Below are 14,551 nucleotides of genomic sequence, written 5' to 3'. Positions count from 1 at the left end.
GTTTCAGCGCGACGCGCTTTAAGACAGATCGCGCGATAATAACAAAGCCGCGCTGATGGCCAACGCGGCTTTGCGGCGGCCGGGCAGCTTCGGCTACTTCGTTTGGAAGCGAGCGACCGAGAGGAATTTCACCGCATTGCCGGTGAAACGGCTTGGATCGGGCACCTCGTCGTCCGCCTGGAAGCCGGCCGTATAGACCTCGCTCGGCGGCGTATGCACGATGTTGTAGGCATAGCGCGGCGCCGTCGTCGGGTCGGAAACCGAGGCAATGTTCACGCCACCGCCCAGCGCCCAGCGCGCGGCCTGCGGCGGTGGCGTGACCACCATCGCCTTCGGTCCCGGCTTCAGATCGTGGGCAGACGCCCTGGCCTCCTTGGCCGTCGTCTTCACACCGGCGCCGATAGCCTGCGCGGGATCGGTCCCTGCCGGGAGGGCGGCGATGGCCTTGCGCGGCGAGGCCGCATCGACGCCTGACGGATCGTTGAACGCCGAGCGCGGCTCCGGTTCCGTCAGCGACGCAAGCTGGTATTCGGCGCCGGCGCCGCCGGCCTCGACGGTCGCATTGGCCTGTTCGAGGACGGCTTTGACCTCATCCTGCTTGCCGGGCTGCGGCCGGGCGGTCGGCAGCACGGAGAACGCGTCGGTCGCGCTCTTGTCCTGCGAAGCGGTTTCGGCCAGCGCCAGAAGCACGTTCTTGTCCTTCGGCGCCAGCTCCGCCGGCGTCGAGCGGTCGGGACGCCACGTCGGCACCGGAATGTTGTTGACCGCCACCTGTGCCGGATCGGCGCTCGCGGCATCCGCCGCGCTGGCCGTGCCGAACGGAACCTTGTCAGGTGCGGGAGCCTGTGCCGTCGAAATTGCCTGCTCCGTCGTCGCCGAGGCATCCGCCACGGCGAACGGCACGTTCTGCGGCGTCTGCTGGCCGACGTCGGCCTTCGGGCGCGGCGCGAAGTCGGGGAGCGGGATCTCCTTCGGCGGCAGCGCGGCGATGATCGTCTCAGGCGTATCCTGCTGCGGCTGCGAATCGTCGGCGCTGTCATCCGCGATCTGCGGGATGTTGGCGCGCTTGGCATCCCGCGGCGCAACGATCGCGATGCCCGGCTGGCTGCTGCTGCGGGCCGTAGCGACCTGGACCTGCTTCACAGCCTTCGCCTGAGGCGCAGCGCCACCGTCGCCGGTATCGGCATCGTCATCGGCCTCGTCGGCGCCACCGCCGAACAAGGCCGCAAGCAGGCCGCCGGACCGCTTGGTCGAGCCACCGGCGCTGGCCAGTTCGATGTTCGGGGTGCCGGAGCCGGCACGTGACTTGTAGGCGGCCACCGCCTGCTCATAGCCGGGCAGCGGGCGTCCGTCGCTCGGCACATGCAGCGTCTTGCCGTTGGGGAACAGGCTGACCAGTTCCTGGCGGCTGATGCCCGGCCAGTGGCGCACATTGCCGACATCCATATGGACGAAGGGCGAGCCGGAGGTCGGGTAGTAGCCGACGCCGCCGCCCTGCATCTTGAGGCCGATGTTGCGCAGCTTCTTCAGCGGCACGCCGGGGATGTAGAAATCCATCGCCTTGCCGAGCATGTGCTGGCTTTTCTCGGCGACACCACGGCTGCGCGAACGCAGCAGCGCGTTGGTCGATGGCGAACGATAGCCGCAGACGACCTGGATATAGTCGGTCGCGCCGCTTTCGCGATAGGCTTCCCAGACGAGGTCGAGCAGCCGCGGGTCCATCTTGGTCGGTTCGTTGCGGCGCCAGTCGCGCAGGATGATGTTGATCTTGCGCAGGCCTTCCGGATCGTAGCGGCCATTGCGCTTGTAGACGATCTCGGCCTTCTCATGCGTATGCAGGTGATAGAGCTTGAGCGTACGAACCTCGGCCCTGGCGCCCGACGTCGCTGCGGACAGAAACCCGACGGCCAAAATCACGAACGTCAGCCACCTCGGCCAGACGCTCATGTGAAAATGCCGCCCGTTTTTGTGTCGTTCGACTTTGTTCAAATCAAATGGCCTTGCAGGCTGCCGTTTGTCCCCGGATTTGACCAAACGGATGCGTGGTTTTCACATCCGAATATCGATCCTAATGGTTAATCATCGTTTATTGAAGTCGAAATGCGGTAACACCGTGGCGATATCCCGTCAAAAATGATGCACAGCATTTCGTGGTAAACCGCTGGTTTAGATCAAGAATCCGGCCCCGGCCAGAACACGATCTGTTACCGTTAGCGTTAATGCGTGATCCTCGGCAACGCCAACCGCTGAAAACCCAGGGTTTTCACGTCAAAAGCGACAATTTGACTCGGATTTTAGGCGGGCAAGCTGATTCGAGGCTTGCTTGTCACGAGGCAAGCCGGTCGACGCGGCCAGCTTCAGGATCAATGCCATATTCCTTCAACTTGCGGTAGAGTGTCGAGCGGCCGATGCCCAACCGGCGGGCAACCTCGCTCATCTGGCCGTTATAATGATCGATCGCGAGCTTGATCATCTCGAGCTCCACTTCGGCCAGCGCCCGCACATTGCCGCGCTCGTCGAGCGCCCGAAGCGTGCCTAAACGCGGCTGCAGCCTGGCTGGCGCCTCGCTGTCGGACAAGGCGAACCCAGTTGTGTCGGCGATCGTCTCGTCCGCCTGCGCAGACGTTTGCGCGGTCGTTTCGGCCGTCGCGGATGCCGGTTCCGCTTCGAGATTGACAGTTCCTTCCACCTGCGCCCGGATCTGCGGGAACTCTTCCTCGGTGAGAACATCGCCCTCGGCAAGCACCGACGCCCTGAAGACCGCATTCTCCAACTGGCGGATGTTGCCCGGCCAGTCATAGGCCTGCAGCATGGCAAGCGCCGGCGCCGATATGCCGGCAAGGCGCCGGCGCGGATCGGTCGGAGCGACCTTTTCCATGAAATGCCGGACCAAGTAGGGAATGTCGTCGCGACGGTCGCGCAGCGGCGGCACGAAGATCGGGTAGACGTTCAGCCGGTAGAACAGGTCCTCGCGGAACTTGCCGTCCTTGACCTGCTGCAACAGGTTCCGGTGCGTGGCCGAGATCAGCCGGATATCGACCTTGACGGTGGAGCGGCCGCCGACCGGATCGACCTCGCCTTCCTGCACGGCGCGCAGCAGCTTGACCTGGACGTCGAGCGGCAAATCGCCGATCTCATCGAGGAACAGCGTGCCGGAATTCGCCTCGACGAATTTGCCGGTGTGCTTGTCGGTGGCGCCGGTGAACGAACCCTTCTCATGGCCGAACAGGATCGATTCGACCAGATTGTCCGGGATGGCGCCGCAATTGACGGTGACGAACGGCTTTGAGCGGCGATCGCCGCTGCCCTGGATGGCGCGCGCCACCAATTCCTTGCCGACGCCGGATTCGCCCTCGATCAGGATCGGGATGTTGGAGGCCGCCGCTTTCTGCCCGAGGCGTATCACCCGGTCCATTGCCGGGCTGCGCGTGATCATGTCCTTGAAGGTGAGATGGCCGCCGCCGCGCCGCCGCGATGCGCGCTTCATCTCGTCCTCGACGGCCTCGACCTTGAGCGCGTTGGAGATCGCGGTCTGCAGCCTGTCGGGTGATGCCGGCTTGACGACAAAGTCGAAGGCGCCGTGCCGCATCGCCGAAACGACCGTCTCGATGCCGCCCTGAGCCGTCTGCACGATGACGGGGATGTTGATGGCGCGCTCGCGCATCGCCTTCAGCACGCCGATGCCGTCGAGGCCGGGCATGACAAGGTCGAGAATGACGACGGACACCTCGCGCGCGTTCGGCCCGTCGAGGACGTCGAGACCGGCATCGCCGCTATCCGTGACGATCGCGGTGTGGCCGAACTTGGTCAACGCGGCTTCAACCAGCCTGCGCTGGACCGGATCGTCATCGACTATGAGTATGGAACCTGTCATGACTGTGCTGGCTGCCCGCCTTAGAAATCCCCATGGATCATCTTGGCACAGGGTTCTAAATAAGGTTTCAAAAAACCCGGTGAACGAATTCCTTAGGATTTGACCGGCTTCTCCTTTCCCTTGGATTCTGCCCCCTTGGTTCAAAGAAGGTATTGTTGATGCGCATGATGTTTGGTCGGCGGCTTGCGGCGCCAGCGTCCGGACAGGGCGCGGCGGAGCTTGGCGATCTGCCGGAGTGGAATCTCGCCGATCTCTATTCCGGCATGGAAGCGCCCGAGCTGAAGCGCGACATCGCCAAGGCGGCGAGCGATGCCATCGCCTTCGAAACCCGCTGGAAAGGCACCCTTGCCGCGGAAGCCGGACGCGGCGGCGCCGGCCGGCTCGGCGAGGCGCTGAAAGCCTATGAGGCACTTGAGGAATTGATCGGCCGCATCGTCTCCTATGCGGGCCTCGTCTACGCCGGCAACACCGCCGATCCGCAGCGCGCCAAGCTCTATGGCGACGTCCAGGAAAAGATGACGGATGCCAGCGCGCATCTCCTGTTCTTCGCGCTCGAGCTCAACCTGATCGATGATGCGGCGATCGAGAGCGCGCTTGCCGCCGACAAGGCCTTCGGCCACTACCGGCCCTGGGTGCTCGATCTCAGGAAGGACAAACCCTACCAGCTCGAGGACCGCGTCGAGCAGTTGTTCCACGAAAAGTCGGTCACCGGGCGCGGCGCCTGGAACCGTCTGTTCGACGAGACGATGACCGATCTGCGCTTCGACGTCGACGGCGAGGAGCTGACGCTGGAGCCGGCGCTCAACCGCCTGCAGGACGCCGATAGCGAGGTGCGCCGCCGTGCCTCCGAGGCGCTCGCCGCGACCTTCCGCAAGAACCTGCGCACCTTTACACTCATCACCAACACGCTCGCCAAGGACAAGGAAATCTCCGACCGCTGGCGCGGCTTCCAGGACATTGCCGACTCGCGCCACCTCGCCAACCGCGTCGAGCGCGATGTGGTCGACGCGCTGGCGGCGGCCGTGCGCGAGGCCTATCCGCGGCTTTCGCATCGCTATTACGCGATGAAAGCGCGCTGGCTCGGCATGGAGGTGATGAACCACTGGGATCGCAACGCGCCGCTGCCGGAGACGCCGCGGGCGGTGATCCGCTGGGACGACGCCAGGGACACGGTGCTCTCCGCGTACCAGCGCTTCTCACCGGACATGGCCGAAATCGCGCGCGGCTTTTTCGATCGCAGATGGATCGACGCGCCGGTGCGGCCGGGCAAGTCGCCCGGCGCCTTCGCCCATCCGACGGTGCCGTCGGCGCATCCTTACGTGCTGCTCAACTATATGGGCAAGCCGCGCGATGTGATGACGCTGGCGCATGAGCTCGGCCATGGCGTGCACCAGGTGCTGGCCGCCGGCCAGGGCGCGTTGATGGCCTCGACACCGCTGACGCTGGCCGAAACGGCCTCCGTCTTTGGCGAGATGCTGACCTTCCGCTCGCTGCTCGAGCAGACCATCGACAAACGCGAGCGCAAGGCCATGCTCGCCCAGAAGGTCGAGGACATGATCAACACGGTCGTGCGCCAGATCGCCTTCTACGAGTTCGAGCGCAAGGTACATGCCGAGCGCAAGAATGGCGAGTTGACCTCGGACAGGCTCGGCGAATTCTGGCTGGAGGTGCAGGCCGAGAGCCTGGGGCCGGCGATCAAGCTGCGCGAGGGTTACGAGGTCTTCTGGACCTACATCCCGCACTTCATCCACTCGCCCTTCTACGTCTATGCCTATGCCTTCGGCGATTGCCTGGTGAACTCGCTCTACGCCGTCTACCAGAATGCCGAGCGCGGGTTTCAGGAGAAGTATTTCGAAATGCTGCGCGCCGGCGGCACGAAACATCACTCCGAACTCCTGGCGCCCTTCGGCCTCGACGCCACCGATCCCGCTTTCTGGCAGATAGGCCTTGGCGTGATCGGCTCGTTGATCGACGAGTTGGAGGCGCTCGACAAATGACAGCAACTACGGAGCGAGCATCGGCTGCAATAGTTTAGCCGGGATGTATATCAGCAAGGAACTATTCTTGCCCTAAATAGCTGTTCTTGAATAACTCTCCGGCGCCTTTTTCAACTGGCTTTCGACAAGCCATATGATAGCGTCCGGCCTCAAGCCCAGCCGGACGCATCGTGCAGGCCAGAGATGGCCGGTCGCGGCGCTACGGCGAATGCGATGATGGCCGTCGGCCCGGACAAGGCCGAACGCCGATGGCTCGATAGGTGCCGGCGGTTCCGCCGACCACGCAACCTTTGACGATCCTTGGCGTGAGCTCGCCTTTCCGGGCCTCGGCCGACAGATCGGACTGGAGAGGGAAATGAGCACTTTCTTCTACATGCTCCTGGCGTTCGTTGTGGGTATCCTGGTTGGCTGGTTCATCTGGGGCCGCCTGCGCGGCGAGCTCGACGGTCTGCGTGGCGACCTCGATCGCACGCGAAGCGAGCGCGACAGGCTGCGCGCCGATAGCGATCGGTTGAAGGGCGAGCTCGATGCCTGCGGCCGCGCCCGCGCCGATCTCGAAAGCCGGCTGCGTGATGCGCCGGCCGCCAAGGCGGGCGCCGACAAGGCCGCCACGCCGGCGCCGGCGGCGCTGATGTCGACCCCGGCAGCCGCGGCAAAGGCCGCTCCGGCGAAGTCGGCCGCCGCAAAGAAGCCGGCGGCCAAAGCCGCCCCGCCGAAGAAGGCGGCAGCGCCTGCGGCAAAGAAAGCAGCGGCGCCGCCGGCAGCATCCGGCAAGGCCGACAATCTGCGTCGTCTCATCGGCATCGGCCCGGTCAACGAGAGGCTGCTCAAAGGCCTGGGCGTCACCACCTACGCCCAGATCGCCGCCTGGACCGCCGCCGACGTCAAGCGCATCGAAGAGGTGCTCAACTTCGACGGCCGTATCGCGCGCGAAAACTGGATCGAGCAGGCGAAATTGCTCGCTTCGGGCAACGAGGCGGAATTCGCCCGCCGCTTCCCGACCGCGGGAACCGCAGGCAACACCTGAGCATCTCGCCAGCGTCGCCAACGCCGGAGGTTGGCCAGAAACGCCGGCCATTTCGTCATCTTATGGCGTAGCGAGGAGCGAAGCGACGCAGACCATAAGATCCATTCCGTTCCCTACAAGCGTTGCGGCGGCGCAGAAAGGCCTTCTTTCTGCACCGCCCTTACCCTTCGCGCGAGGTCATAGGATCCTCGGGTCTACGCGTCCGCCTCGCTTCCGCTCCGCCCGTGGATGACGACGTTCGAGCGTTTCCGCCAATCGCTGCAAAATCAGCTACCGAAGCTTCCGCGCCAACTGGACGGCTTTGCGCCGCCCGACGCCGCTCCCTCGATTGCGCCTCGGCGAACCCCCATATAGAGCGGTCGACTTAGTTGTCCGCATCCGAGGCTCATGTCCCTGCCCGCAGCCATTTTCCGCAACGACGCGACCGCTCGTCAGCTGGTCTTCGACCGGCCGCAGGAGGTCATTGTCGCGCGCGACGCGGACGAATTCGTGCCAGCGCTTGAGACAGCACAGGCCGCCTCGGACTCCGGCAAATGGCTGGCCGGCTATTTCTCCTACGAGGCCGGTTACCTGCTCGAGCCGAAACTGGTGCCGCTGCTGCCCGAAGGCCGCCGCGCGCCGCTGATCTGCCTCGGCGTCTTTGATGCGCCGGTCGAACAAGCGGTGCCGCAAATGCATGCGTTCGCCAGCAATGGACCGATCTTCGATGCCAGGGCAACATGGTCCGCCGAGGACTATGCCGGCCGCTTTGCGCGCCTTCACAACCACATCCGCAAGGGCGATTGCTACCAGGGCAACCTCACCTTCCCGGTCCGCGCGCAATGGTCCGGCGATCCGCTCGCCGCCTTCGACGCGCTGACCGAACGCCAGCCGGTGAAATACGGCGCGCTGGTCTCGCTCGGCGACCCGATCGTCTTGTCGCGCTCGCCCGAATTGTTCTTCGAGATCGATGCCGACGGCATGATCGAGACGCATCCGATGAAGGGCACCGCGCCACGCGGCGCGACCAAGGCCGAAGATGCGAAGCTGAAAGCCTTCCTGCGCAACGACGAGAAGAACCAGGCCGAGAACCGGATGATCGTCGACCTGTTGCGCAACGACATCTCGCTGATCAGCGAAGTCGGCACGCTGGACGTGCCGGAACTGTTCCGCATCGAGACCTATCCGACGGTGCACCAGATGGTGAGCCGCGTGCGGGCGAAGCTGTTGCCTGACATCGGCATCCGCCGGATTTTCGCCGCGCTCTTTCCCTGCGGCTCGATCACCGGCGCGCCAAAAATCCGCGCCATGGAAATCCTGAACGAGCTGGAAGACGCACCGCGTGACGTTTATTGCGGCGCCATCGGCTGGATCGCGCCTGGCGGCAGGATGCGTTTTTCCGTGGCGATCCGCACCATCTCGCTCTTTGCCGACGGCGAGGCCGTCTACAATGTCGGCGGCGGCGTCGTCTTCGATTCCACCGCCGGGGAGGAGTACAAGGAGTGTCTGTTGAAAGCGCGCTTCGCGACGGGAACGGCGCCGGCTTCGAGCTGATCGAGACCATGCGCTGGGAGCCCGCCTCAGGCTTCCTGCGCTTCGAGCGCCATCTCGCCAGGCTTTATGCGTCTGCCGCCGACCTGGGCTTTGCCTGCGATCCCGAGCGGGTCGGCGAGGTGCTTTCCGGCGCCGTCGGCGGGCACGGGATTGCCTTGCGCGCGCGCCTCGCTTTGCAACGCAGTGGCGAAGCGACGGCTGCCGTGCAGCCTTACGAACCGCTGCCCGCCGACAAGGTCTGGCGGCTGCAGCTGGCGCGGATCCGTCTCGATTCCGGCAACATGCTGCTGCGCCACAAGACAAGCCGCCGCGAGACCTACCAGCATGCGCGCGCTGAATATCTCGCCACCCGCGCCGACGAAGTGCTTTTGGCCAACGAGCGCGGCGAGCTCTGCGAGGGCACGATCACCAATCTCTTTGCCGATTTCGGCGACGGCCCGCTGATCACGCCTCGCCTCGACTGCGGCCTGCTGCCTGGAATATTGCGCGGCGCGCTTCTGGACGAAGGCCGCGCCGTGGAAGCGATCTACAGCTTCGACGATCTGAAAGCGGCGAAGGCGATCTTCGTCGGCAACTCGCTGCGCGGGCTGATCCCGGCGCGGCTTGGGTGATCGGACTGGAGAGAGCAACTGGATAGAACGCAAGCAGATATGAACGCTCGTCAGCCGACCCATACGCCCTATGACGGGTCGTCAAAACTCTTCACTATCGGGCTGAAGCCGCTCGAATTCGATCGCTGGATCGAGGTCGATGAATTCCTCCTGCCGCATCTGGCCGAAAAGCAACGGCTTTACACGCAGATCCCGCAAAAGGTCTTTGTCGAGGAAGACGGCACCCGCGTCGCCCAACGCGAAGTGCTGGACCTGCTCGTCGCGGATCTCGAAGCCGCGCATCCCCGCACGCATCGCCGCACCGACGCCGAGCCGGTCGGCTTCGAGGGCGCCATCGACAGGCTGCCTCCTGGCTTACGCGAGGCGCCGCTCGCAAAGGCTTCGCTGCTCGTCCAGGAAGACCTGATCCTGATGCGTCGCGACGAGCGCGGCTGGCGGCTCGCCGCCGGCTCGCTCTGTTTCCCTTCATCCTGGTCGCTTCAGGAAAAATTCGGCAAGCCGCTGCAGGAGATCCACGAACCGGTGCCCGGCTTCGGACCCGGCACGCGCCCGGCCGAGCTCATCAATCGCATGTTCGACGGCCTGCAGGGCCAGGCGGTCGAGCGTTTCAACTGGTCGATCCAGGCCGACGACACGCTCTATCATCCACTGTCCAACATCGAGCGCATCGACCGCGCCACGAGCCGCCCGAGCCGCTTCCCCGACGGCGACGTCGACGCCCACGCCTTCATCCGCGTCGAACGCCAGACGCTGCGCAAGCTTCCCGCCTCGCGCGACATCCTGTTCACCATCCGCATCCACCTCGATCCGCTCAAGGTGCTCATCCGCCATCCTGATCGGGCGACGCTGGCGGCCTCGTTCGCCGAGCAGCTCACCGCCCTCGACCAGCAACAACTCGACTACAAAGGCCTGACCGCCGACCGCGACCGGCTGGTTGCATTCCTCGATCGCATGGCCGGATCGGCTTAACCACGCCACCAAACCGGCTTGACCGCGGTTGGCGCTTTTCGCTGGTTTATGACAATGATCTGTGGTGTAGCGCTTGGCCGTCGGGCGAAAACCGCCCGATTTTGCGTGTTTGAAGGAGTGTGCGAAAAAATGGCGAATGAAAACTGGCCCGTTTACGGTGAAATCACCGGTCCTGTCGTGATGATCGGCTTCGGCTCGATCGGGCGGGGAACGCTGCCGCTGATCGAGCGCCATTTCAAGTTCGACAAGTCGCGCATGACGGTCGTCGACCCGCGCGACACCGACCGCAAGCTGCTCGACGAGCGTGGCATCGCCTTCATGCAGGATGCGGTGACCGAGAAGAATTACAAGAAGCTGCTTACGCCGCTTCTGACCAATGGCGGCGGCCAGGGCTTTTGCGTCAACCTGTCGGTCGACACCGGCTCGGTGGACCTGATGAAATTGTGCCGCAAGCTCGGCGTGCTCTACATCGACACCGTCGTCGAGCCGTGGCTCGGCTTCTATTTCGATGCCGAGGCCGACAATGCCAGCCGCACCAACTACGCGCTGCGCGAGGCGATGATCAAGGAAAAGCACGACAAGCCGGGCGGCCCCACGGCGGTCTCCACCTGCGGCGCCAATCCCGGCATGGTCTCGTGGTTCGTCAAAAAGGCGCTGGTCAACCTCGCCACCGATCTTGGTCTCGAGTTTTCGGAACCCGCGCAGGAAGATCGCGAGGCCTGGGCCAAGTTGATGAAGAAGACCGGCGTCAAGGGCATCCATATCGCCGAGCGAGACACCCAGCGCACCAAGAAGCCGAAGCCGATGGACGTGTTCTGGAACACCTGGTCGGTCGAGGGCTTCATCTCGGAAGGCTTGCAGCCGGCCGAGCTCGGCTGGGGCACGCATGAAAACTGGATGCCGAAGAACGGCAAGAAACACAAGCACGGCTCCAAGGCGGCGATCTATCTGGAGCAGCCCGGCGCCAACACGCGCGTGCGCAGCTGGTGCCCGACGCCGGGCGCGCAATACGGCCTGCTGGTGACGCATAACGAGGCGATCTCGATCGCCGACTTCTTCACCATGCGCTCGAAGAAGGGCAAGCTTCAATACCGTCCGACCTGCCACTACGCCTATCATCCCTGCAACGACGCCCTGCTGTCGCTGGACGAGATGTTCGGCGCCGCCGGCAAGCCGCAGCCGGTTCACCACGTGCTCGATGAGCACGAGCTGGTCGATGGCGTCGACGAGCTTGGCGTGCTGCTCTACGGCCACGACAAGAACGCCTATTGGTACGGCTCGCAGCTGTCGCTGGCCGAGGCGCGCAAGCTCGCCCCCTACCAGAACGCCACCGGCCTGCAGGTCACCTCCGCGGTGCTCGCCGGAATGGTCTGGGCGCTGGAGAATCCGACGGCCGGCATCGTGGAAACCGACGAGATGGACTACCGCCGTTGCCTCGAGGTGCAAATGCCTTATCTCGGGCCGGTCAGGGGCTACTACACCGACTGGACGCCGCTGGATAACCGCCCTGGCCTCTTTCCGGAGGATCTCGACAAGGACGACCCGTGGCAGTTCCGCAACATTCTGGTGCGATAGCGGCCAGCGTGACAGCCCTCACCGCCTTGCAATCGCCCGGAAATCGGGCGATTGAGGATGAGCGGACTGAGGAGAGGATTTTCAAAATGAACATTGCGCGCAAACTGCTTTCGGCAGGCGCCGCAGCGAGCCTTCTGGCTGCGGCCGCTTGCACCACCACCGGCCCTTCCGACCAGCCATCGATGACGCCCAAGGGTGTCGAGGGCAACTGGATCGATGCCAAGGGCACCGGCCTGTCGACTTTCGCGGCCGGCAGCTTCACCACCGTCGCCACCGATACCGGGCAGAAGCTGTCGGAAGGCAGCTACACCATGACCGGAGCGACATCGGTCGAGATCCACGGCACCTCGCTGATCCGCCAGACGCCGGTCAGCTTCAACTGCCTGATGGTTTCCACCAGCCAGCTCAACTGCACCAGCGCCAGCGGCCAGAATTTCGTGCTGACGCGCCGCGCTTAAGGCCTGCAAATCTTGAACTGATAGGACGGCGGCGCAAGCCGCCGTCCTTTTTTATGCCGGCAAATATCTCCCTGATTTGTGCTTGCATCGGCCCGAACCCGATGTGAACATGACCCGAGGCTGACTGTTATTTTCCAGTTAAGCGAGGGCATTGATGCACGTCGCCCAAAAGTGCGCCGCGGTTTTGGGAGAACGACATGCACGAAAAGAAAGCCTTAAAGCACGTCGGCCGAATCCGCTTCAGCGCGACGCGCTTCAAGCACCTTGGAAGTCAGCTCATCCGGGAGACGAAGATGAAGAAGATTGCCGCCATCCTAGCCCTGTCCGCCTCCACGCTTGGCCTGTCGGCGGGCGTATCTTTTGCCGACTACACGCTGAACATCCTGCATTTCAACGATTGGCACAGCCGCATCGAAGGCAACAACAAATACGAGTCGACCTGCTCCGCCGAAGAAGAGACCAAGGGCGAATGCATCGGCGGCGCCGGCCGGCTGATCACCGCGATCGCGCAGGAGCGCAAGAAGCTCGAGGGGCAGAACGTGCTGCTGCTCAATGCCGGCGACAGCTTTCAGGGATCGCTGTTCTACACCACCTACAAGGGCGCCGTGGAAGAGGAATTCCTCAACCAGATCAAGCCTGACGCGGTAACGCTCGGCAACCACGAATTCGACGACGGCGAGACCGCACTGGTGCCTTTCCTCGACAAGGCGAAGTTCCCGGTCGTCAGCGCCAATGTCGAGCCCAACGACAAGTCCGGCGCGGCGGGCAAGATCAAGCCGTCGATCGTCGTCGAGGTCGGTGGCCAGAAGATCGGTATCATCGGCGCCGTCACCAACGACACGCCGGAACTCGCCTCGCCCGGCCCGAACATCGCCATCGCGGACGACGTCAAGTCGATCACGGCGGAGGTCGAAAAGCTGAACGGAGAAGGCATCAACAAGATCATCGCCGTCACCCATATCGGCTACAGGCGCGAGCGCGACGTCATTGCGAAAATCCCGGGCATCGACGTGGTGGTCGGCGGCCACAGCCACACGCTTCTGTCGAACACCGATCCGAAAGCCGAGGGACCGTATCCGACCATGGTCGACAACCCCGACGGTTCCAAGGTGCCGGTGGTGCAGGCCGCGTCCTATTCGAAATATCTCGGCGAGTTCAAGGTTGTGTTCGACGACAATGGCGTCGTCAAGGAAGCCAGCGGCGCCCCGATCAATCTCGACAAGTCGATCATGCCCGATCCCGCCGTGCTGGCCCGCATCAAGGAGCTCGGCGCGCCGATCGAGGCGCTGAAGAACAAGGAGGTGGCCGAGACCACCAAGCCGATCGACGGCAGCCGCGAGAACTGCCGCACGCGCGAATGCGAGATGGGCAATCTCGTTTCCGACGCAATCCTCGACCGCACCAAGGGCCAGGGCATCGAGATCGTCATCTCGAACGGCGGCGGCCTGCGCGCTTCGATCGACCAGGGCACGGTGACCATGGGCGAGGTGCTGACCGTGCTGCCGTTCCAGAATACGCTGGCGACCTTCAAGATCTCGGGCAAGGACCTGGTCGCGGGCCTCGAAAGCGGCCTCAGCCAGATCGAGGACGGCGCCGGCCGCTTCCCGCAGGTTGCCGGCCTCAAATATTCCTTCGACAAGTCGGTCGCGCCCAATGCCGGCCGCGTCAAATCGGTCGAGGTGATGGAGAACGGCGCCTGGACGCCGATCAATCCCGACAAGCAGTACCTCGTCGCCACCAACAACTATGTCCGCCAGGGCGGCGATGGCTACAAGGTCTTCGCCGACAAGGCCACGGACGCCTATGATTACGGCCCCGGCCTGGAGCAGGTGGTGGCCGAGTATCTCGGCGCCCATCGGCCCTACACGCCGAAGCTCGACGGCCGCATCACCGAAATTGTGGCAACGACGGCGGCGGCGCAACCCGCCAAGCCTGCGGAACCGGCAAAGCCGGCCGAGACGGCTCCCGCCGCCACAACCCAGACGCCGGCAGCCGAGGCAGCGAAGCCGGCCGAGACCGCTCCGGCGAACAGCGAACCTGCGATGCCGGCCTTGCCTTCCGGTTCCAGCGACATTGCCGGCGCGCCGCCAGCCGTTCCGGCTGAGACTGCGCCCGCGGCGCCGGCCGCGGAACCGGCAAAGCCCGCCGAGACCACCCCGGCAACGCCTGCTCCCGCCGCCGAACCGGCCAAGCCGGCGCAAGCAACGCCGGCGGAAGCCCAATCCGCCGAGACCAGCCATACGGTTGCCGCAGGCGATACCTATTGGGACCTGGCCAAGCAAGCCTACGGCGACGCCACCAAGTGGAAGCTCATCTCCGAAGCCAATAAGGATTATAAGCCCCGTCGCCTGCCACTCGGCGCGACGCTGACCATTCCGCCGGCCGCGAAATAATCGACCATCCGAAATTGATGGCACCCGCCCGGGAAACCGGGCGGGTGTTCCATTTCCAGACCCAAACGCGATAAGGTGCGGCCAGACGCAGCATTGAAAACCGGCAGGGCATCG

At 64.2% G+C, this 14,551-nt stretch carries 10 protein-coding genes; 8 read left to right on the top strand and 2 right to left on the bottom strand.

The annotated features are described in order from the left end of the window. Positions 1-93: 93 nt before the first annotated feature. Positions 94-1,947 carry a peptidoglycan L,D-endopeptidase MepK gene (locus RFM98_RS15620; RefSeq protein ID WP_320309701.1) on the bottom strand — a complete coding sequence of 618 codons (1,854 nt, stop codon included), beginning with the start codon at positions 1,945-1,947 and terminating at the stop codon, positions 94-96. Between the two features lie 379 nt (positions 1,948-2,326). Further along, positions 2,327-3,874 carry a sigma-54-dependent transcriptional regulator gene (locus RFM98_RS15615; RefSeq protein WP_320309700.1) on the bottom strand — a complete coding sequence of 516 codons (1,548 nt, stop codon included), beginning with the start codon at positions 3,872-3,874 and terminating at the stop codon, positions 2,327-2,329. 158 nt (positions 3,875-4,032) lie between these two features. On the opposite strand from RFM98_RS15615, the gene RFM98_RS15610 reads away from it, so the two are divergent. The 8 genes from RFM98_RS15610 to RFM98_RS15575 all read left to right on the top strand — a co-directional run bounded on the left by RFM98_RS15610 (position 4,033) and on the right by RFM98_RS15575 (position 14,437). Then, positions 4,033-5,871 (top strand): M3 family oligoendopeptidase, encoded by a 1,839-nt coding sequence (locus RFM98_RS15610; RefSeq protein ID WP_320309699.1) that lies wholly within the window; start codon positions 4,033-4,035, stop codon positions 5,869-5,871. A 355-nt stretch (positions 5,872-6,226) separates the two neighbouring features. After that, positions 6,227-6,898 (top strand): helix-hairpin-helix domain-containing protein, encoded by a 672-nt coding sequence (locus RFM98_RS15605; protein WP_320309698.1) that lies wholly within the window; start codon positions 6,227-6,229, stop codon positions 6,896-6,898. A gap of 387 nt (positions 6,899-7,285) precedes the next feature. Continuing rightward, a complete protein-coding gene (locus RFM98_RS15600) occupies positions 7,286-8,431 on the top strand; it encodes an aminodeoxychorismate synthase component I (RefSeq protein WP_320309697.1) in 1,146 nt (381 codons plus the stop codon). Next, positions 8,380-9,042: an aminotransferase class IV family protein gene (locus tag RFM98_RS15595; protein WP_320309696.1), complete on the top strand. Its 663-nt coding sequence runs from the start codon at positions 8,380-8,382 to the stop codon at positions 9,040-9,042. Before RFM98_RS15600 ends, RFM98_RS15595 begins: the two co-directional genes overlap by 52 nt. Positions 9,043-9,081: 39 nt before the next feature. Continuing rightward, positions 9,082-10,011, top strand: a complete 930-nt coding sequence (locus RFM98_RS15590) for a heme-dependent oxidative N-demethylase family protein (RefSeq protein WP_320309695.1) — start codon at positions 9,082-9,084, stop codon at positions 10,009-10,011. Positions 10,012-10,140: 129 nt separating this feature from the next. Further along, complete coding sequence (locus tag RFM98_RS15585) at positions 10,141-11,586, top strand: homospermidine synthase (protein ID WP_320309694.1); 1,446 nt, start codon at positions 10,141-10,143, stop codon at positions 11,584-11,586. Between the two features lie 86 nt (positions 11,587-11,672). Beyond that, the gene (gene omp10, locus RFM98_RS15580; protein ID WP_320309693.1) at positions 11,673-12,044 is read left to right on the top strand and encodes an outer membrane lipoprotein Omp10; all 372 of its coding nucleotides are present in this window, start codon (positions 11,673-11,675) and stop codon (positions 12,042-12,044) included. Between the two features lie 293 nt (positions 12,045-12,337). Next, positions 12,338-14,437 carry a 5'-nucleotidase C-terminal domain-containing protein gene (locus RFM98_RS15575; RefSeq protein WP_320309692.1) on the top strand — a complete coding sequence of 700 codons (2,100 nt, stop codon included), beginning with the start codon at positions 12,338-12,340 and terminating at the stop codon, positions 14,435-14,437. Positions 14,438-14,551: the final 114 nt, after the last annotated feature.

Origin of the sequence: Mesorhizobium australafricanum (assembly GCF_033977265.1) — a bacterium.
GTDB classification, from domain to species: domain Bacteria; phylum Pseudomonadota; class Alphaproteobacteria; order Rhizobiales; family Rhizobiaceae; genus Mesorhizobium; species Mesorhizobium australafricanum.
The sequence above is the reverse complement of the archived record's forward strand: the minus strand, read 5'-3'. Positions and strand labels throughout refer to the sequence as shown.